Origin of the sequence: Sphingobacterium puteale, assembly GCF_003627955.1 — a bacterium.
GTDB lineage: Bacteria > Bacteroidota > Bacteroidia > Sphingobacteriales > Sphingobacteriaceae > Sphingobacterium > Sphingobacterium puteale.
Window position 1 is genome coordinate 118,773 of the sequence record NZ_RBWS01000013.1, and the last position, 22,102, is coordinate 140,874.

At 39.5% G+C, this 22,102-nt stretch carries 13 protein-coding genes; 8 read left to right on the forward strand and 5 right to left on the reverse strand.

What is annotated here, in order from left to right; translation table 11 throughout:
* Nucleotides 1–59: 59 nt before the first annotated feature.
* From D7322_RS17515 to D7322_RS17530, 4 genes are all read right to left on the reverse strand, one after another.
* Nucleotides 60–383 carry a hypothetical protein gene (locus D7322_RS17515; protein WP_147430461.1) on the reverse strand — a complete coding sequence of 108 codons (324 nt, stop codon included), beginning with the start codon at nt 381–383 and terminating at the stop codon, nt 60–62.
* 52 nt (nt 384–435) lie between these two features.
* Nucleotides 436–1,122 (reverse strand): hypothetical protein, encoded by a 687-nt coding sequence (locus D7322_RS17520; protein WP_121125548.1) that lies wholly within the window; start codon nt 1,120–1,122, stop codon nt 436–438.
* Nucleotides 1,123–1,141: 19 nt separating this feature from the next.
* Nucleotides 1,142–4,561: a DEAD/DEAH box helicase gene (locus D7322_RS17525; protein WP_121125549.1), complete on the reverse strand. Its 3,420-nt coding sequence runs from the start codon at nt 4,559–4,561 to the stop codon at nt 1,142–1,144.
* Nucleotides 4,562–4,640: 79 nt separating this feature from the next.
* A complete protein-coding gene (locus tag D7322_RS17530) occupies nt 4,641–6,377 on the reverse strand; it encodes a hypothetical protein (RefSeq protein ID WP_121125550.1) in 1,737 nt (578 codons plus the stop codon).
* An 827-nt stretch (nt 6,378–7,204) separates the two neighbouring features.
* Here D7322_RS17530 and D7322_RS17535 point away from each other — a divergent pair.
* Complete coding sequence (locus D7322_RS17535) at nt 7,205–8,296, forward strand: DKNYY domain-containing protein (RefSeq protein ID WP_121125551.1); 1,092 nt, start codon at nt 7,205–7,207, stop codon at nt 8,294–8,296.
* Nucleotides 8,297–8,333: 37 nt separating this feature from the next.
* Here the strand turns inward: D7322_RS17535 and D7322_RS17540 are convergent, their stop codons facing one another.
* Complete coding sequence (locus D7322_RS17540) at nt 8,334–9,434, reverse strand: Fic family protein (protein WP_121125552.1); 1,101 nt, start codon at nt 9,432–9,434, stop codon at nt 8,334–8,336.
* Nucleotides 9,435–9,745: 311 nt separating this feature from the next.
* Here D7322_RS17540 and D7322_RS17545 point away from each other — a divergent pair, with 311 nt between their 5' ends.
* The 7 genes from D7322_RS17545 to D7322_RS17575 all read left to right on the forward strand — a co-directional run bounded on the left by D7322_RS17545 (nt 9,746) and on the right by D7322_RS17575 (nt 21,875).
* Nucleotides 9,746–11,209 carry a hypothetical protein gene (locus tag D7322_RS17545; protein ID WP_147430462.1) on the forward strand — a complete coding sequence of 488 codons (1,464 nt, stop codon included), beginning with the start codon at nt 9,746–9,748 and terminating at the stop codon, nt 11,207–11,209.
* A gap of 199 nt (nt 11,210–11,408) precedes the next feature.
* A complete protein-coding gene (locus D7322_RS17550; RefSeq protein WP_147430464.1) occupies nt 11,409–11,936 on the forward strand; it encodes an RNA polymerase sigma factor in 528 nt (175 codons plus the stop codon).
* Nucleotides 11,937–12,034: 98 nt separating this feature from the next.
* The gene (locus tag D7322_RS17555; RefSeq protein WP_121125555.1) at nt 12,035–12,982 is read left to right on the forward strand and encodes a FecR family protein; all 948 of its coding nucleotides are present in this window, start codon (nt 12,035–12,037) and stop codon (nt 12,980–12,982) included.
* Nucleotides 12,983–13,049: 67 nt separating this feature from the next.
* The gene (locus D7322_RS17560; RefSeq protein WP_245971370.1) at nt 13,050–16,394 is read left to right on the forward strand and encodes a SusC/RagA family TonB-linked outer membrane protein; all 3,345 of its coding nucleotides are present in this window, start codon (nt 13,050–13,052) and stop codon (nt 16,392–16,394) included.
* A 97-nt stretch (nt 16,395–16,491) separates the two neighbouring features.
* On the forward strand, nt 16,492–18,015 hold the full coding sequence (locus D7322_RS17565; RefSeq protein WP_245971371.1) for a RagB/SusD family nutrient uptake outer membrane protein: 1,524 nt from the start codon (nt 16,492–16,494) through the stop codon (nt 18,013–18,015).
* Nucleotides 18,009–19,862: an alkaline phosphatase gene (locus D7322_RS17570; protein WP_121125556.1), complete on the forward strand. Its 1,854-nt coding sequence runs from the start codon at nt 18,009–18,011 to the stop codon at nt 19,860–19,862. The genes D7322_RS17565 and D7322_RS17570 overlap by 7 nt, the downstream gene beginning before the upstream one ends.
* 219 nt (nt 19,863–20,081) lie before the next feature.
* Nucleotides 20,082–21,875, forward strand: coding sequence for an alpha-L-fucosidase (locus D7322_RS17575; RefSeq protein WP_121125557.1), 1,794 nt, complete (start codon nt 20,082–20,084; stop codon nt 21,873–21,875).
* Nucleotides 21,876–22,102 lie beyond the last annotated feature (227 nt).

A 22,102-nucleotide genomic window follows, 5' to 3' on the forward strand; every position in this document is an offset into this window, starting at 1 on the left:
TTAATAGTTCTTAACTAAACCGAGTTAGCAAGCAATAGAACTTTAACAAAAGGATAACATTAATTAGCGCTTCCTTTTCGCAAAAAAAGGGCACGAAGCGACAGCAGTACTATAAGGTACACAACGACGGCGAAGAGGATATTGCCGAACAGTTTGAGTGGTTCAAAATCTTCAAAGCCCATATATTCATCGCGTTCGACATTGTAGCCTGCGCCACTTGAATAGAATTCCCAAGGAAATCCGATTACCAGTTTACCATCTACAGGCAGTTGATTCTGATAAGAGAGCGCTGTCAAAACAGCAAAAACAGCTATCGTACCAGCTATTCCTTTTAGAAGGGCTGGTACGATGGCTGTCTTATGTCCGGGAATCATTATATTCATTGGGATAAATATAATGATAGTTTTTTTCTCAACGCCAGCCATTTAATAAATACTATTTGCGACTAGCTTGTTGAGAATCCGTTAAGAAAAAAGAATAACGATTTTCTATATTTCTAACAACGAGTTTGTTCTGTTGGATGAAGCTATACAAGACATTTTTAAGGTGTCGTGGGAAAATTTGTAAATGAACAAGACCGGTAGGTTCGACCTGACGAAACATTTGCAACGCTGTAGCACCATTTTCAAAGTATTCACCCTCCAATAATGCTTCCAGTTTTTGCCGGATATGGAGCATAGCGTCCGATTCAAGTTGAAGATCTTTCTCGGATTTCCATTCTTCAAATTGTAAGTCTGGCGCAGGAGGTTTTTTTTTACCCGTTTCAAAAGTCCAAGGTACCTCAATCGAATAACTCCATTTCACTTCATCCTCCTCAATTTTAAGACGTACCAGACGCTCCTCGGATACTTCATATTCTTCTCTATGGAATTCCATAGTTTCGATCCGCGAACTAGCATATATTCCATCCAATAAAATAGATTCTTGCGTTAAAAACTTTCGGACTTGAAACATTTTCTCAAAATCCAGATAGGCATGATCAGGCTTGCCCAGTAAGAATGAAAGCTCCTCGGGCCGCCATTCTTTTTCTATCCGCCGCTTGAAATACGTATACCATAGCTGAAAATCATGTGAATACATCATTCCAGCATAGGAAGTTTTGGTTGTAGATCCGGTATTCATAAGTTAAGTTTATAATTGGTTACTCGAATAATTTCAGTAGTTCTTCTTTACTAATAGATTTCATCAGATTGGCTTCGTCCAAGATTACACCCTCAGCCATTCTTTTTTTACTGTCCTGAAGTTCTAGGATTCGCTCTTCGACAGAGTCTCGACAAACAATCTTATAGGCCATCACATGCTTATCTTGTCCAATGCGATAGCAACGGTCGATCGCTTGGGCTTCAGCGGCTGGATTCCACCAAGGATCCAAAATATACACATAGTCCGCAGCTGTCAGATTCAGGCCGGTTCCTCCGGCCTTTAGACTGATTAGAAAAACACGACACATATCGTCATTTTGGAATCTTTTGACCGCAGCTTGCCGTTGTTCCTGATTCATTCTACCATCAAGATAGGTATATCCTATATCGTGCTTTTCGATCCGTTGAGCTACAAGCTTGAGCATAGACGTGTAGGATGAAAAAAGAAGAATCTTATGATTTGGCGCTACTTCTTCCATCATTTCGTCTATAAAATCCATCTTGACAGATTCGTTAACAAAATTACCCTCTTTCATCAATACAGGCGAATTACACAACTGCCGTAGTTTCTGTAGGGCCTCTATGGCTAAGAATTTGGATTTTGCAGACTCTTCACGGTTTAAATTCTCTTCAATCTCATCTCGATATTTTTTACGATAGTTATCATAGATTCTCCGTTGTCCATCTTGCATATCCAAATACAGAATAGTCTCCGTTTTATCTGGCAAGTCTATTGCGACTTGTTTTTTGGTTCGCCTCAGAATAAATGGAGCAATCATCTTTTGCAAATTCGTGAGTGGCGTATCGACCTCCTCCCCATCTCCCATAGACTTAAACATTTTATTAAAATTTCTGTAATTCCCAAAAAAGCCAGGATTAACCATAGTCATTTGTGCATAAATATCTTGAATGCCGTTTTCAATTGGCGTACCGGTCATTGCTATTCGAAACGAGGCTATAATTGTAAACAAGCTTTCGAATCGTTTAGAATTCCTATTCTTTATCATTTGAGACTCATCCAAAATCATATAGCTGAATGATTTAGATTGAAGAAAGGAAAGGTCGGCCATCGCTGTCCCATAGGTTGTCAGCACAAATGATGCTTTTGCTAACGTCTCTTGGCCTTTTCTTTTTATACCATGATAGATATAATAATTTCTTTCCGGAACGAATTTTTCAATTTCATTTTGCCAATTGAATAACAATGAATTAGGAACAATAATAAGAGAAGGGTTTGCATCAGGATTATTTTGGTAATAATATTCCAATAAAGTAATTACTTGCAATGTTTTTCCAAGTCCCATATCATCCGCCAGAATACCACCCCATTGAAATTCTTGTAGAAATCCCATCCAACTAAAACCAATCCTCTGATAGGGACGCAACGTTGCTTTGACCGTATCCGGAACATCTAATAAAGGAATTTCAGTCATATTGGCTAGTTTATCCCTTCTTTCTCTTGTGCTATCATTAATAATCCTAGGATCTATCTTTTCTAATTGCGTTTGAAAAGAGATCAATTGCGCTGAGGTTAAAATGATGTAAGGATCTTCTATGCGCGCCTGCCCGAATAGAGGTAAAAAAAGTGATTTCAACGAGTCGCTTATATAGATATAATCCTCAGTATCGATCTTGAACCAATTTTTCTTTTCAAATAGATAATTTTCAAATAGACTAGGTTCCAATAGTAGTTTACCCAGCTTAAATTTTATATTGATATATAACAAATTTGATTGAGACTTTAGTTCCACTACATCCCATTTCAAGGAGAAAGGATAGTAATAAGATCCTTTAACAAGCCCTATAAGTTTAAGCTTTATCTGATGATCTTGGCATGTCTTGCGCAGATTTTTTAGCCAATTTGTTCGAGCAATTAGAGATGTTCGCAATTCCCAAGTATGCGGGGAAGTTTGCTCCGCAAAAGATTCATGTTGATTTTTGACAAAATCGCTAAAGGCTAGCTCATCGTTAACGTCTCGTACTTGAACCTGAATTTCATTATCAACATAAGTTAAAACAGTTGAACTGGGCATCTCAACAATGGGTAGGCTAACTGTTCCAAAATCTATGGATGCTTTTAATAGCAACGCATCATCTTGAAGCGACACCTCCAATACTTTCGTCTCCTCAATTCTCTTTTTAGTTGCTGCATGATCTTGAAGCGTTTCATTTTTATACACTATCGGAAAGTGTTGAGCTATTAGATGCAATATTTCTTCATAAAATTTAGCGATATCTTGTCGCAATACAAAAATTTTGAATGCGGAATGCCTGAATTGATTTAGAAGTTTCCCGACTTGTATATCGTCAATAAAAAGTACATACTTGGAACTTAATTCGACAAAGAAACTATGCACATCACTTAAAAACTTAATTTTCTTTATCAAATTACCTTTATAATAGCCCAGCACCTTCATCAATAAACCTTTTTGATTCTCTACCACTTGAATCTTAAGCTTAAAGTCGCCATTAGCTATTTTCAATTTATGGGATTGATTGTAAGCAGAGCTATATCGGAATTGGTAGTGTCTTAGGCCAAAATTATTCGTATGGGAGTAGAAAAAAATCACTTCATTTTGAGACAATTGATTTGAAATAAGATCTCTCCATAAATCCATTATTCGATGATCCCTCTCATTCCGTTCAACGACTGAAAGTTCATTTGGTCTGATAACGTTAAATGCAGAGGCTCCCAGCTGCATCATTTTTTTTGCTACAGCATCAAGCATCATCTCATGGCTGGTAAGATATTCAGGATGCGGCATGTCATCTTTTAACAAATAGCTTTCTTTGAAAACATTTTTTTTCCTTTCTCCACTTAAAAATGGGAGTAAAAAAGGTAATTGATCAATCGTATTATTTATCGGAATTGCCACGATAAATTTGCCCTCTGACTTCGATATTGAAGGTTCACTTGCATAAACTCTATTGCTAGCTACATGGCATAATTCTGATGGGTTATGAAAACCGTAGATACTCCCACAATCTGCTGTTGCGTTGATTTTAACTTTCGGTATTCTCTTATGTTCATCTTTAAGAGATAAACCAAATAATTCACGTTGGTCAGGATGGACTAAAAACCATTTTGGATCGTATAAATGAAAAAAATAATGTTTATTCCCACTTAACTTTTCACGCAATAAACCATAGACATGTTCACATAATTTCGTGTTCATTCTCCCACACGAACAATTTGCTTTCAAATGATCGGCGGTTAACGTGATCAGGACACGAATATTTTCCTTACACAAACTCTCAAACGCATATTTATTATTAAAAACACTCTCTTCCAGAATTATTTTAAAATTCGAAGTTAATCTTGCCGGTTTTTCGTTAAAAAATCCTTTCAGATAAACGATAGACAGGGATTTTTCTTGCTTATTTTGCCATGGTATCGTTACATCTATTTCATTTTTCATTGGTTTATGTTTAGTTATAATGGTTTAATTTTATAAGTCTACCATGCTTAGATGAGGGTCTAGCCTTTCATAGCGGGCTTCAATTTATTTTTATACCCGATTTCACTTCCATATACCTTAAACTCTGCTCACATAGGTCAGCAAAAAAGGCTATAATTCGACTAGCATAGGATTTAAAGTAATCCATATCCAGCCGGTCCAATTCGATAGGCAGCTCATATATCCGCCCTTTCATATCCTTTAATAACTCCTGGTACAACAGCGCTTCGGAAGGTTCATTTGAGGTGAAAAAATCGCTTACTTTTTTATCACAGATACAGCTCCATTCGACCAACTCCTCCAACATAGCATTCATTGGTGTGTAACCGATCCGCAGGTAGAGGTAGCTATGTATTCCGATCAAGACCAACTGATTTAATAACAGCACCGCTAATTGCTTGCTGGAAAGAATACCATCAGAAAATATGGCCACCAGATCCTCCATCAGCTTTGCATTACGTGTCCAAGCATTGGTTGTTTTCAACAGCGTTTCGGGCCAATTTACAGGAGTTAGCGAATAGGTCGGCTTATAGCCCGGATTGCGGTAAAGGACAACAGAGTCGTTCCAGATCGTTTGTGAAAAGCGACTTCCCATATTTAATTTCGCTGCGATAAAGCTGCTGCTTAAAAATGAAATAACTGCTGTCGCCCGACCAAAAGAAACTTTATGGAAGTAACATTGTCCAATCCGTTTTTTTATAACAACCAAGTAAATGCTGACATTTCCGACATCTTTTGGAGGATAGTCGAATAACCCTTTTCCATGGGTTTTACTCACATAATAATTGAGCAACATCACCTGTTCAGCCTGGTTGTCCTGACGGATCTGATGGAGGAGCCGCTGTATATCAGACTGATACTGTTCAGGCCAGGGGAATGCATGAAAAGTAGACGTTGCGACAAGCGTTTCCTGTTGTGCTATTTTAAATTTTTCTTCTTTCGCCAGTTTAGCCTTTGCAAGATCAGCTTGGACGGCCGCTTCAGTCGCCATATTTTTTTCGTACACGGCCTGCAATTCCTCCATAAAGTAACGGTAGAGTTTTTCTATTGCTGTTTGCATAACCACACAATGATCGTATAACTGTGAGGCTGTTATAGCGGAAATCTCCAGATCTTTATTCTGATTGACAGCATTAAAGGAAGTATCCAATAAGCGGAAGCGCTCTTTCTCTTCATCGCCTTCACCTATAAAGACTTTTTTAAACATCGAGAAATGTGTGTCAAGGCTTCTTATTCTACTGTCCAGACTGTGTACATTAGTTCCTTTCGCTTCCACCATCACTTGCAGCAATTTTAAATGGCTTTCCAGACTTTGATGAACCATAAATAATGCACGGAGATAGTTTGCCGTATCAGCAAATGTCTGTGCCGCCTGCAAAAATTCCGCAGAAGCGGCCTGCACCTTTTGATAATGCTTATCGGAGAGATCCAGTATTCCCCTTATCTCTTTCGGTTTACTGATTGCAGTAATGTTCTCACCGGAACTAAAAATCTCGTGCTTGGGTAAAGCCGCATAACAATAGAATAAACTTCCCATCTTGATCTTATTTTTCAGTTCAGGCGTAAAAATCAATTCAAATGAAATGCATTCTTGATCCAACAGACATAATTCCACAATAGGTTTTAATATCTTGTGCGAAAGTCCGCTCACAGGTTTAAGTGTCAAAACTAAGTGCTGGTATTCTTGATCCAAAAACTGATATTTAACGAGATAAACCCGGTCGAGATCCATGCGCTGAGATAAACGATCGATAATCAATTGGTTATTAATTTCCATAATAATGACTTAATGAGTATAAAAACTTACAACATATAGCCTATTGAACAACATATAGTTAAAACCTATTATTGTAAAAAAACAATAGCTATATTGGAAAAAAAACAGAAGTGACTACCAAGGTGATTAAATAGAAAATCAACAGGTAAAATGCATTTGCGTTTGCACCTTGGTTTATTTTAGGAAAGGTCGGCAATCAACATAAAAAATCGTATCGAAATTTCTAATGCACTTGTGAAATATAGCTATCTGTTTGCCGACAAAGAGACAGATAAATATTGGTGCTACAGGTTATTCCAAAACACCATTACGATACAATAATATAGTTTATATATACAAATATATGAATTAAAAATATAATACCAATTATTTTTAGAGAATATTATTTTATTTCGAATCACAGGCGCCTAAGCGTCCGTGGGGTACTAAAAGTCTCCGGTACGCTATGCACATGGTACAGCAAGGTTTTCGTATTGATATGTATCTAGCTTGAACTACCTGATCAATACTTAATCGATACTACAACTATACTGCAAACACGTTTTATCCAGCCGGGGAGATCACCAATCCCGCTTGTTTAAATCGTAAAAATATTTACTAACTTATGCTTAGGTTAATCATGGGTAGCGCAGGAGAAAATTAAAGAACGGAAAGTTTACAGTATACGGTAAACGAATCATAAATAGCCATAAGCGAATCGTAAACCGTTATTCCATGTATTGCAAACGCATCGTATTTTAAGGTAAATTAAGGAGGGATAGGTATGCCAAAGCCAAAACAATACGCTGGATAGCACGTCATCATGGAGCAAATCATAACAAGGAAGTATGAAATATATTTTTAAGATGGGAATGATCAGTGCCTGCATCGGCTTATTATTTTCCTGCAAAAAGCAGGTGAGTCCGTTGTCCGAAGATTACTATAAAAAAGGAGAAACGATTTACTTTATTCCGGGCGGCAATGGTTTTGAGCGCAGTTCGAGAAAGATGGAGGCCGATATCAGCAGTTTTTCTGTCATTAAAAATGTCTATGCGCGCGACAAAAATACGATCTATTTTATGGGTTGCCCGCAACAGCTCGTAGACGCAAAGACCTTTAAACTCAAAGAAAATATACCGGTGGATCAACATCATGTCTTTCATTTCACGGGCTCTCCATCAGCAACAGGCGCATGTAGCAAACAACAGCTTACCGTCGTGAAGGGCGCGGATCCCGAAACATACACCACGCTCTATGATCAACTTCAGTCGCTCTCCAAAGACAAAACACAATATTTCTACCAATCCTTACCCATAGACGTCGATTATAAAACATTCGAAATTTTGAATGAAAATTTTGTAAAAGATAAAAACCGGCTCTACGTTGTCACACAGAAAGGTATTAATCCGCTCCAGTATACAACAGAACATGTTAAGGTTGTCAACAGTGAATATCTTATTTTGGATGGCAAAAAACTGCTGTATTACGAACCTTACCAAGGCATAGGTGTACTCGAAGTGGCTTTGCCCACGGTCAATAAAATCAGATTGTTGGACAGAAAATCAATTATTATTGATCAATTGGTTATCATTCTGGGAAAGCGTTTTCCCTTCTTAGATGTAGATGCCGAAAGCTTCAAAATATTGGAAGGAATTGGTGGGAATTCGTTCTGGTCCGGCGACAAAAATCACATTTATTATAACGGACAGCTCCTATCTGAAGCTGACCCAAAAACCTTTGAAGTGCTAAAACGTGCCGTTGCTAAAGATGCCAAGCAGATTTTCGTCGGCAATAAAATCTTTGAAGGTCCCGAGGTCAAAAGCTTCAGAAGTGTAGATAAAGCAAAAGTAAATCACGATTTTGAGGATGATCTGGGCAACAAGTACTGGTACCGGCCCAAGGAGGGAGGTGCAGAACTTATTCCGGTGAAGAAGAAATAATGATATCGCTTGATGCTATTATTTTAAAATCGGTCGTCTAACTAAGTATAAGTTCATAACGTACTGATCTTCCAAGCCCAATTTGTTCAACTATACCATGCTCTTGCAGGTATTGCAGGTCCCTTGTCGCAGTAGCTTTTGAGGTCTTCGTAATGGACATATACTTTTTTGCGGTCATACCACCGACAAATCTTTCAATCCCTTGTTCGAGCATGCGATTCATAACCTTCATTTGCCGCTCATTCAATAAATCCCGGTTACGATCAAAAAACTTTGCTTTTATTACTTTAAACTCAATCAGTTCTTTTGCTTCTTTTTGAGATTCTAAAATAACTTGGGTAAAGTAGCCTATCCAGCCTGTGATATCCAAGCTAGCCTGAGCAATTTTTAGATTTTCATAATAAGTCTGCTTATTTTTTTCAATCGTCTTTGATATCGACAACAAGACAGGCGCCTGTAGCGTATTAGATAAAGTGTATTCTGCCAGCGCTCTTCCGATCCGTCCATTCCCATCTTCAAAAGGATGAATAGATTCAAAATACAAATGGACAATAGCTGTCTTGATAAGGGCACCGATAATATACTCCGACTCTTTAATTTCATAGGATTTAAACCAGTGAACCAGTTGCTCCATCTCTTTCGGAACAACAACAGATGGGGGAGCTTCATAATGGACAACTTCTTTACCATATGAGCCGGAAATTATCTGCATAGGTTCATCACCTGTACGCCATACTCCCGCATTAATTTTCGGAAATCCTGCCATAAGTATGGCATGCCACTGCTGGATCAAATCGACGCTTAATTCTTTTACCGCACTCTCCCGTACGGTTGTCATCAATTTCGCAACACCAGTAACTCTTTGGTCATGAACGACTACGTCGTCTTTAATGCCAAGATTTCTTTTGATGGAGGACATTACGTCCTCTCTGCTCATATATTCGCCCTCGATCTCTGAAGTTTTCATTGCCTCAGCGATCAGAATCTCCATAAACGCTTCCTGTTTTAGTTCCGCATTTAATCCTGTTAACAAACCATTTAGCTCTCCCATTTCTTTAGCAAATGCAACAGCTATAGGTAGAATATCTTCGATACTATAGCTGAAATGGGGCCATTCTTTATATTGCCAATTATACATTTGAGCCGATTTTAAACCCTAATCGGATCAAATATAAGAAAATTTTGAGCCGATTAGCCAATTTAATCGGCTCATCGAAAAAATAATACAGGAACAAACGAGCTTAACATGGCTGTCCAGCAACCAATCAAGTCGCTTTGTAATCACTGAATTCGGCTATTTTTCCAAAGGCAATTTTCGTCTACTTTAGCCTCAGGATCCCTGTATTTAACATGGATCCTGTCATAAAGCGTTGCATTGGCATAATGAGTATATACGAAACTTTTCTTTGCTCTTTTAACAGCAAACGCTTTCAATTAAAAAGAAAAAAGATGATCAAATCAATATTAGTAGGTTTAATAACCATTCTTTGTATGACGGCCTGTGCACAAGAGTCCACCATAAATTCATCGCTAAAATCTATCCATTGGATTCCGATGCAGACCCAGGACAAACAATTTGTCTATGTGGACAGCTCGCTACGGAAGCAGCTGACACAAAAATTCTATGGAGCCGAACCTTTCACTTCCGCTGGCTATGCTATCGTCTCAAATGAGAAGAACCAGCAGGCTTTAATTAATTCAAAGGGGGATTTTATCGAAAATTATTCTGATACTGATCTTGGGTTACAACCACTAGGCCGAGTGACGCTGCTTATGAAACGTCGGGAGCATGAGAAAAAACTGCCTTTCTGGAACTGGGACTGGAGTATCATGGGTGGTGGCATAAAAAAAACAGCGACCTATGTTAAGGTAGAAATCCGTGTGCTAGAAACCGACCAGATTCTGTTGGACAAAGATGTTCCCTATGACGAAAACGAATACAGTTCGGCTGTATACGATCTGGATGATAAACATTTCGTCCTAAATGGGAATCTTTATGAACTAAAAAATCAGCATCTAAAAAAGCTTAATACAAAAATTGATATGATTTTGGAAAATGGCCGATATATTCCTCCTGCTGAAAATCGTTTTGAGATCTACGATATTCAACAGAACCGGCCTATTTTTTCCAATCTGGTCGGTGTCGATAAAATAGACTTGCTTTGGAATGGCCAGCCTTTACAGCTGGATTCCATCAATCAGGATCGCTATAAACCAACAGTGCCTAAATTGTTAAAAGACAACAGCACAGGTGCCATCTATGTTTTTCCGGAATATGAGAAAGCTTTGCCAAAACAAATCAAACAGGCTACTGCAGCACAGTTGGATTTTCTAAAAGAAGTTTCTCTCGTGTATTCTGTCAACAATTCACCTTACTTTATTTTGGGGAGATTTAATTATGACCATGAGGTCTGGGCTTATGACTGGTTATATCTTGACAAGGATGGCAATTTATTGGATAAAATCAACGTCAAGGATTTCTTTATTTTGGACCAGGTAGGTTATCTGGTCTGGCCTGATAAGCATATGTTGTTTACGAAGAATACCCTTGAAAAAGATTGGAAAACGGGAAAAATAAAATACGTCTATCAAACTGAGGCATTATACCTCATCAACATCAAAAAAGGAGAGCAGGATCCAACCATGGGCCTCTGGAATGCCGAGACCAAAAAATGGGATTTACCGCCAAATTTTCAGCATATTGATATCTTGGATGGCAAACAACAAATCTTTTCCTTACAGATGCAAAAAGATGGGCCTTTTACCTTGTACGATAATAAAACAAAAAAGCAGATCGGAAGCAAAAGTTATGACACGATCAGCTCAAATGGACTGGTACGGGAAAAAGATGCGGAAAATAAAGATAATTACTATTACATAGATATTTATACCGGAAAAGCGTACCGCGAGTAAGAGCTGGGACGCGAACAGCATCCGGTGATCGCCTGAAAAAAGCCCCGTTGTAATTTGATACACAAACGGGGGTCGAAATATGAAATAATTTAAAAATAAACTTGCAGGATTAATTCATAGCAGACAAAATATACTCTTTAAGATTTATTAACTTTAAAGGAACATACGGTTACTAGTTTTGCCCAATCAAATTGATCCTGTGAGCGAAATATTAATAGCATTATTAAAGAAAGGTGACCATTTTGCAATGGAAAAGATTTTTAATCTGTATTGGGAAACCATTTTTGATGCGGCTTTTAAAAAAATCGGTGAAGAGAATGTAGCTCAGGATATCACGCAGGAAATTTTTATCTCTCTTTGGGAAAATCGTGAACGGATCGCCCTCTCAGGTGGTCTCCCAGCCTATCTACACGGGGCTTTAAAATTCAAGGTAATCAATTATTTCAGAAATAATACGGTTAAAAATGGGCATCAAGCGGAATTCGCTACACTAATGAACCAACAATATGCAGACGCAGCCGACGATCAAATCATCCTACAAGATGCCCAACAAAAAGTTGAAGAAGCTTTAATGCAACTTCCGGAACGTATGCGGCAAGTTGTTTTGATGAGCCGAAAGCAGGAAAAATCAATCAAAGAGATCGCGGCTGAGTTGAATATCTCCGTGCAAACTGTAAAAAACCAGATTACCTCAGCGATGAAATTGCTCAAAAAAAGCCTTTCATAGCTTTTGCCTGACTCACTGATTTTCAGTTAACAAAAAATTAATATATCCCTAATATTTTCTACTAGTACCATTTGCCATTTGAAGTGACATGTATTCAAATGATGGAAGAAAAAGCAAAGCAACTACTGCAAAAATATTTAAATGGGGAAGCCAATGCAGCCGAGATCAAACAGGTTGAAGATTGGTATGCTCAACTGGATAATACGAACAATAAGGTTTCGGAAGAGCGCAAAACTGTGCTCCGCGAAAAATTGTTAGCTAATATTCAGTCTGCCATTTCAGAAAAACAAATCAAAAAGCATTTCTTCTCGCGCTATCCGATTCTGAAAATAGCAGCAGCGGTTTTAATCATAGTGTCCGCAAGCTTCCTTGTTGGACGACTGAACGAACAGACTGTTTCTGCCGTTTCCCAAATCGTGACAACAACGCAGGCTGGGGAACGTAAAAAAATTACATTAGTGGATGGTTCGGAGATTATTCTAGAGCCTTCGTCCAAAATTAGTTACCCAAGTAAATTCAACGGCAACATACGCGAAATTGAGCTTGCCGAAGGTGAAGCGTTTTTTACGATTGCACATGATGAAAAGCATCCTTTCCATGTACAGTTAGCTTCCGACCTAGCAGTAAAAGTGCTAGGAACCTCATTTCGAATTAAAACATACCAAGCTTCCCAAAACATAGAGGTTCTCGTTGCAACAGGTAAAGTTGCAGTACAACGGGGAGATAAAGTCCTGGGCTTGCTGACCAAAAACCAGAGTTTGCGCTACAGCACACAGACCGAACAAGCATCCTGTAGTTTAACAAAAGATACCACGCCAGTGACAATCGAATTTAATGGGACTTCGTTACAAGGAGTGATACAACAATTGGAATATGTCTACAACATTGAAATCGTACTGAAAGACAAAGCACTTTCCACCTTAAAAACTACAGCTACCTTCAATAGCACACAAAAACCAGAGGAGATTTTGGGTATTCTCTGTAGCCTACACCATATTAAATATAGTGCGACCGAAAACCACAAGATATTTAAAATCCATAAATAATGTATAAAAATAACCGCAAAAAATCTTGGTCACCATGCGTAATTCATTACCTAATTATTACAAAAAAATGAAAACACCTCCACTCAAAAGAGAACTCTCTTTTTATCGGATCCTGAAGTATCCGTGCCTAACATTTTCAATTACCTCCATATTCTGCAGTTCTCTGATGGCATCTCCAGGAATGGCTCAAAAATTGGATAGAAGCAGAATAAACATTAAAATAAGCAAGGGACAACAACTTGATGCTATCCTGCATAAAATGGAGAATCTTTCAGGGCTAAGTTTTGTTTACAATCCGGACCTTCTGCAAGAACACAATACTGTTGTCAATGGAAATTTCAAAACGGAATCTGTACGTTCGTTGTTGAATAAACTTGGAATCAGTGCGGTAGAAAAAGATGGTCATATTATACTTACCGCACAAGCAAACATCAAAGCAGATCGTGTCATTACCGGCGTTGTTAGGGATACCCTCGGTAGCGCTATTGCCGGTGTATCTGTAAAAGTGGTCGGAACCCAAGTTGGTACAACGACTGATGCCAAAGGTTCTTTCCGTATTGAAGCAGGGGCACAGGCGACACTTTCGTTTTCCATGATTGGTTTCCGCTCAAAAGAGGTGGTTGTGGGCGACAATGAAGTTATTAATGTAACCTTAAGCGAGGAACGTTCGACATTATCTGAAGTTGTCGTTGTTGGTTACGGAACACAGAAAAAAGAAACATTAACTGGTGCCGTAAGTGTGGTATCACTTGATAAATTATCCTCACGGTCAGTAAACAGTGTTGGCGAAGTGCTCGCAGGAAAATCTCCCGGAGTGATTGTGACCAACGAAGGTGGTGATCCAACTTCACCGCCACGTATAAATATTAGGGGCGCCGGAGGTATCAATGGCGAAAACGTACTTTATGTTATTGATGGTTCAATTTTCTTAGGTACCCCACAATTAAATCCCAACGACATCGAGTCTATTTCAGTGTTAAAGGATGCCTCTGCTGCGATCTATGGCGCTAGAGCTTCGGGTGGTGTAGTGCTCATCACAACGAAGAAAGGTAAGAAAGGACAGATGCAAATCAGTGTTGATGCTAAAATCGGCCAACAAAGTGCATGGCGCAAACTAAAACCTCTAAATGCCCAACAACGTGCGGAAGTAGCGGCCACCGCCGCAAAAAATGGTGGCACGGCCATCTTGCCTGCTTTCGACCCCGCAAAATATCCAGACGGACAGGTTACCAAAACCAACTGGATGGATGAAGTCTTTAGAAATGCAACTTTGCAGGACTACAATGCCGCTATCAATGGCGGAAATGATAAATCCAATTTTTACTTGAGTTTCAATTACCGCAATGCGGAAGGTATTGTGCTTAATACAAAAACACAACGTTACAATTTCAGGGTAAACTCAGAGCATCAGATAACCCCTTGGTTAAAAGTAGGGGAAAACATGTCCTATAGCAGTACCAATGGAAATGGCGCCAATACCAGCAGTGATTACACCGGGGCACTCCTTTCTGCAGTTTATTATCCGACCAATGGAACTCCTTATAATCCTGATGGCAGTTTTGCAGGTCTACCAGGTCCTTTTCCAGGTGATTATGGGGATATTATTAATCCCGTTGCCGAACTGATGCGTATTGACATCAATCAACCTGAAAATGTATTAGTCGTCAATCCCTATGCAAATATTCAATTGGCCAAAGGCTTAACATTCCGATCGAATTTAAGCATTACCAAAACTAACGCTAGATATAAAAGCTTCACACCAAAACGTCCTGAAATAGGTAAACCGGTATTGAACAATAGCTTAGTTGAAAGGGCTAGCGACGCAAATGATATTCTCGCTGAACAAGTCCTAAATTACAAAACTTCGTTTGATGCCCACCAACTTGATTTGACCGGTGGGTATACTTTTCAAAAGACTAAAAGCACGCATCTGAATACCTCAGCGAGTGATTTTGATGACGAATCCAAACAATATAGGTACTTAGATAATGCGAATGAAGTGCAACCGCCCGAAAGCGGCTATACCTCAACAGCAATTTCATCGCTTTTTTTAAGAGCAAACTACAATTACGATGAAAAATACCTACTATCATTGATCGGAAGGCGGGACGGATCATCCATGTTAAAGGAAAAAAATAGATACAGGAACTACTACTCCGTTTCAGCAGGCTGGGCCCTTAACAAAGAAGAATTCCTCAGCTCAGTAGACTGGTTAAACGAATTAAAATTAAGGGGTAGTTATGGCGTTTTAGGCGGCTTGGCCAATCTAAGCCCATTGGACGTCAGCCCACTTCTAGTACGTACGACGAGTTATTTCGGAGCAAAACCAACGCTGCAGAATGGCTATGCACAAAATGTCTTACCGAATGAGGATTTACGCTGGGCAGAAAGTAAACAAACCAATATAGGCTTGGACCTTGGCATTTTGAACGGTTTGAGTTTAGTCGCGGATTATTTTGTCAAGGAGACAAACAACATGATCTTAACACGAACGCTTCCGGGAACAGCTGGATTGAATACCCAGACCATTAATGGGGGACTTGTAAAGGATAAAGGTTTTGAATTAGGATTAACTTATAGCAGTGCGAAAAACAAGGACTTTTCGTACTCCATCAATGCGACACTAACCAAATTAACCAACAACGTTGAGGAATTGGCTCCAGGATTGAACAATATTGCCGTAGGTACCAACTTTAGAAATGAGTTGGCTCCCCTAACAATAACTGTCGGTCAACCACTTTATAGCTATTATGTCTTAAAGACGGATGGCATTTTTCAGAGCCAGGCAGAAGCTGATAATTACAAAAATGCCAATGGACAAAAAGTTCAGCCCAATGCAAAAGCCGGTGATTTTAAATTTGTAGACATCGATGGCAATGGCTCCATTGGTCCCGAAGATCGCTATTACGCTGGCAGCGCCTATCCTGATTTTTCCTATGGTCTAAGTTTCAATGCCAACTACAAAAATTTCGATTTCAATATTTTTGCTCAAGGTGTACAAGGCAACAAACTCTTCAATGCAGTCAAGAGAACGACGTACAGCGCCAGTGGCCCTTCGTACAATAAATTAGAAGGAATTCTTGATGCTTGGTCACCAGAAAACCCGAACGGAAAAGTGCCAATTATCTCGAGTTCAGACGCCAATGGTAACTTCAATGCCTCAGATTTCTATATCGAAAATGGTTCTTTTCTCCGCATCCGTAACGTTACTTTGGGTTATACCCTTCCAAAATCTTTGGCTGATAAATTTAAACTTGGGAACGTACGAGTTTACGCCACTACAAACAACTTGTTCACGTTCACAAAATATACAGGATTCGACCCAGAGATTGGTATGGATAACAATGGACTTGATGTTGGTCGTTACCCACAAGCCAGAAGCTTTATCTTCGGTTTAAATGTCAATTTTTAATCTTAAAATAATGCCAACAGGATCTAAACAAAGGATAGTTCAATCTATAGCCATTTGGTCTAGGCCCTTATCAATCATTAAAAAAGAAAATAAGCAAATGATGAAAACGAATATAAAATACTTTGCAATAGCAGCAACAGCACTCTTTGCATCGTGTACGAAACAATTGGATATTTCTCCAGAAGGCGCCCCCTCTTCACAGAATTTTTGGAAAACAGAACAAGATGCGATCAAAGCAGAGGCCAGCATGTACGAAAAATACAATGAAGAGGATTACTATGGACGTGGGATGTTCTGGTTTATCAATGCAAGCGACGATATGGTCACAGGACGCAATAAACCTGAAGCAGATAATATTAAGAATTTTAACCGCAGCTACATTGGTGGTGGTTACACAGAAACACAATGGAGTATGCGCTATGCCATCATCAAAAGAGCAAACGACATTATTATCAATGTCCCGCGCATCTCAATGGATGAAAATCGGAAAAAGCAAATTATTGGCGATGCTTATTTTAATGCGGGCTTAGTTTACTTTCAACTGGCAGCAAATTACGGAAACGACAAAGCTGGTGTGCCAATTGTCACACCAGAAACAGATGCCACAGTACCGGTCCCGCGTGCCAATAATGTCAACGAAAATTATGACTATATTATCTCTTTGTTTTTAAAAGCGGCCGAAAATCTACCCTATTTTTCAGATATGAGTTCATCTGATTATGGCAAAGGACACAAAACCGCAGCTTGGTCTTACCTATCAAAAGTCTATCTCTATAAAAAGGACTATACGAACGCAGCAAAATATGCGGATATGGTCATCAATTCAGGCAAACATAATTTGCTACCGACCTTTGTCGATGTGTTTAAAGCAGCCAACAACTGGTCTCAAGAATATATCTGGTCTGTTGTCTGTACGCCGGATGGTGGTGGAACTGGCTGGGGAAGCAAGCTTCCGGGAGTTATGTTGACCAATAAAGCTTGGGGAATTTACAACGGCTGGGGGTACTATCTGCCTACCAAAGAACTGTACGATTCATTTGAGACGGGTGACTCGCGTCGCGAAGCAACGATCTTAAAACCTGGCGACAAATTCCAGTTCTTCGGTGCGGAACGTACTTTTACAAAAGATGGTGGTGCGACATCCAACTATCAATTCAAGAAGTACATGGAGCCTTTTTCATACAAAGATCCTATTCCAACACACGTCAACCCAAACGGTGATAATGGAACAACAGATTTAAATGTACCATTGATGCGTTATGCGGAAGTACTTTTAATTAAAGCTGAAGCAATCATAAATTTAAATGGCTCAGGTGCTGGTGATACTGAATTAAATAAAATCAGAAAACGGGCTGGATTATTACCGAAAAGCGGAATGACATTAGTGGATTTAAAACGTGAACGCCGAAATGAACTTGCTGGCGAATGGGCGGACCGTCACCGTGATCTGGTCAGATGGGGTGATGCACAAGCCACTTATGCCAAACCTTTACATGATTTCGATGGTACGGTTATCTGGCCAGCCAGAACCTTCAACCCACAGGTGCACGATGTTTGGGCGATACCACAACGTGAAATCGACAACAGCTCAGGTGTAATTAAACAAAATGCAGGATGGTAAAAAGCAATAAGTTAATTTGGTTATTATTTGCCAGTCTAAGTATTCAGTCAGTTTCCGCTCAGCAGAAACTGACTGCTAATGCAGGGCACAGCCATAACGATTACAAACAACAGATTCCATTGCTGGCGGCCTACTACGCTGGTATGGGCTCTATCGAAGCTGATGTCTTCTATCGTAATGGAGAGCTCTACGTTGCACACGAAAGCAGTGAAATCAAGCCCGGGAAGACCTTAAAAAAGCTTTACATCGAACCTCTAATTGCCTTCTTCAAAGAAAATGGCAACCGTCCATATGCCGATCCCAGTCAAAAGTTGCAATTGGTGATCGATATTAAGGAAAATTACGAACAGGTACTTTCTAACTTGTTGGAAAATCTAAAAGGATATGAGGCTGTATTTGATCAGCAGAAAAATCCTTCAGCTATTAAGATTGTTATCAGTGGGAATATTCCTCCGGTCGAAAAATTTAATCATTATCCACAATTTATCTACTTCGACGGGAGGCCCGAAAAAGATTACTCGCCTGAACAGTTGAAGCGCATTGGAATGATCAGTCAGAGTATTGCTCACTATTCGGTTTGGAACGGCAAAGGAACACCTACTCCACCTGATCTCGAAAAAATGAAAACCGTCATTGACAAAGCGCATAAAATGGGCAAACCTTTCCGCTTTTGGGCTACAAAAGATAGCCCTAACAGCTGGAAAGAATTGGCGCACATGGGTGTAGATTGGATCAATACGGACCAACCAACCGCATTAAAAAATTTCTATCTAAATAATGCCAAGGTTGAATACAGCAATCCACAGTCCTACAGTCCCTACATACCCAACTATAAAAGTGATGGTGCCACCACCAACATAAAAAATGTTATTTTGTTGATTGGAGACGGAATGGGCTTAGCCCAAATTCAAGCTGGTTTAAGCGCTAATTTTGGCCAATCAAATATCATCAATATGCAGCATATTGGTTTTTCCCGCACCGAAGCATCAAACTCTGATTTTACAGACTCCGCAGCCGGTGGAACAGCGATTGCTACTGGGCATAAAACCAACAACCGATATATTGGTGTGGATGAAAATGGTAAATTGATCGCCTCAATTCCCGATACTTTGGCCTCCCATGGTATCAAAAGTGGTATCATTAGCTCAGGAGACATTACCGATGCAACACCTGCAGCATTTTACGCACATCAAATGGACAGGACAATGTCGCAAGAAATTGCAGCGGACTTCCTCCACAGTCATGTCGATATCTTGGTAGGTTCCCATCAGGAAAGTTTTCTAAAGAATAAGAACGGTAAACTGATGCAAAAATTGAATGAAAAAGGTTACCAACTACAGACCACATTGAGCGACTTCGAAAAAGCCACTTCGGGCAAACAATTGGTGCTTCTGGCGGATTCGGCGACAAGAAAAGTGCTAGACGGACGAGGAGACATGTTAAAAACCTCGCTTTTAAAAACCATACAATTGTTATCCAAAAATAAACATGGCTTCTTTATCATGGCTGAGGGTGCGCAGATCGATTATGGAGGACATGCAAATGACCTATCTTATGTTGTCACAGAACAACATGATTTTGATAGACTGGTGGGCGAAGCCTTAAAATTTGCAGACCAAGATGGTGAAACCCTAGTCATTGTGACAGCAGATCATGAAACGGGTGGACTATCCTTATTGGATGCCAATTATAGAAAAGGTTCAGTCAGAGGAAATTTTAGCAGCGATGATCACACCAACATTATGGTTCCGGTCTTTGCTTACGGTCCCGGTTCACAGCATTTTATAGGTGTTTACAACAATACTGAAATTTTCAAAAAGATTCTGAAGGCTTATAGGCTGAACTAAAAAAATACTGCTTACAGATCGGGTATCCGATCCCAACAGATTCCCATAGATAGTACTATGCTATCCGCAAAATAAAATCCCCTGATTGTACAATCAGGGGATTTTATTTTTATGGAACCACCAAAGCAGCTGAAATACCTCTCCTTCCCTCAAAATTCGATTTAGCTTATTGTTATTCGATTTTTTACTTATCTTGTAATCCGAACAAGAACAACCTTTATGATACCACGACTCAAAAGAATCGCGATCTTATTTTTACTACTGGTCAGCGCTTCCATACCGCTTTTTGCTCAGGACAATGGAAAGGCGGATTGGTTTAAAGATGCCCGTTTTGGCATGTTTATCCACTGGGGCTTATACAGCGCTGCTGAAGGTATGTGGAAAGGTGAGCCTTTACGGTATATGAATAATTATGCGGAATGGTTACGCTACCGCAACCGCGTATCGAAAGAAGAATATGGCAGCTTGGCCAAGCGCTTTGACTGGAACAAGATAGATCCGGAAAAATGGGTGCTTCTGGCAAAGGAGGCCGGAATGAAATATATGATTATCACGACCAAACATCATGATGGTGTGGCGCTATGGGATACCAAAGTAGGAACCTATAGTTTACCTAAACTGAGTAGCTCCAACCGCGATGTGATCAAAGAAATCGCAGCTGCCTGTAAAAAGCATGGTATAAAACTCGGCTTCTACTATTCACACTGGATCGACTGGGAACATCCCTATGGCTGGAATCATCAGCAAGAATTGTCCGGACATGTTACGGATGCACAATATAATCAGTACTGGCAGGAAAAAGTAATACCCCAGCTTCGTGAACTCATGAGCAACTACGGTGATATTTCACTGATATGGTTTGACATGTGGATCCCCTATCAAAAATCCATCATCAAAAAAGAACAGTTGCTTCAGGTCGTAAAATTAATCCGCGAGCTGCAACCGAACTGCCTGATCAATTCACGACTGGGCCTTCCAACAGATGCTGAAAACGTAGATTTCGAAACCCTTGGCGACAATCAGTTTGGCAGCAAGTATATCGCTCACCCTTGGGAGACGCCGGGCACGATCGCACACTCCTGGGGCTACAACGGTCAGGAAAACGAATGGAAATCTACAAGTCAGATCTTTCAGTCATTGATTTCAAACGTTAGTCTCAACGGTGGATTCACCTTAAATATCGGTCCTCGTGCCGATGGTACTGTTCCTTACGAGAGCGTAAGCCGCTTACATGATGTAGGCTCTTGGTTAAATACCTATGGCAAAAGCATCTATGGTGCCACGGGTCTTTCTTTAAAAAACAACCATTTTGACTGGGGTTACCTGACCACAAAAACTGAACAAAATAAAACGGTGGTCTATGCGCATGTATTTAACTGGCCTTTGGATCACAAACTTCGTATTACAGGTATCAAATCCAAACCGTCCAATATAGCAGTGATGAAAGGTAACAGTTCAACGACTTTGAACTATGAGCAGAAGCTGAGTTCAATCCATATTGACCTGCCTGTTGATCAACCGGATCATTATGTTTCGGAAGTAAAATTGACCTTCGATGGTCCCTTGGAACTGGACAAAAATACCGTCCCTGAATCTACTTTTGGTGGTTTTTCTCTAAAATCAACCAATAGCCTCAATAATGACCTGAAAATCGTACGTTATAACGGCAAAAATCCAACCCATGCTGTCCTCACGGGAAATACGAAGATCGACTGGGAAGTGACGGTTACGGAGGCCGGAACATATGCGATAGATTTCTCTGCGCACAATCCCAATAAAGAAAATATTCCTTTCGAAATTAGCGTTGCTAACCAACAACTGAGGGGAAGTTTTGATCCTACAGATAAAATGGTTGTCGAGCCAAATGAAAATAACTACACCGAAGAATTTATAGAAAAGCGTATCGGAACATTAAAATTTGATAAACCGGGGAAATATATCCTGACGTACAAAAGTCAACAGCGGCTTCCACTCTGGTTTAATTGGTTATGGCTGGAAAAAACAAAAAATTGAGTTATTTAGATTAATAACTACTTAAAAAAGAGCTTATGATTTTTTGTATTCATAAGCCTTTTTTACTATTCGAAAACTGTGTTTTATTTTTTTAATGTAACCTCCTTCAACAGTTTAAATCCATATTTTCAAATCATTTTTGATTGGATAATTTTACAAAGGATTTATTGAATACCCTCTGAAACCTTTTGCTCTTTACTGTGTTACACATAATAACCTACTCTGCA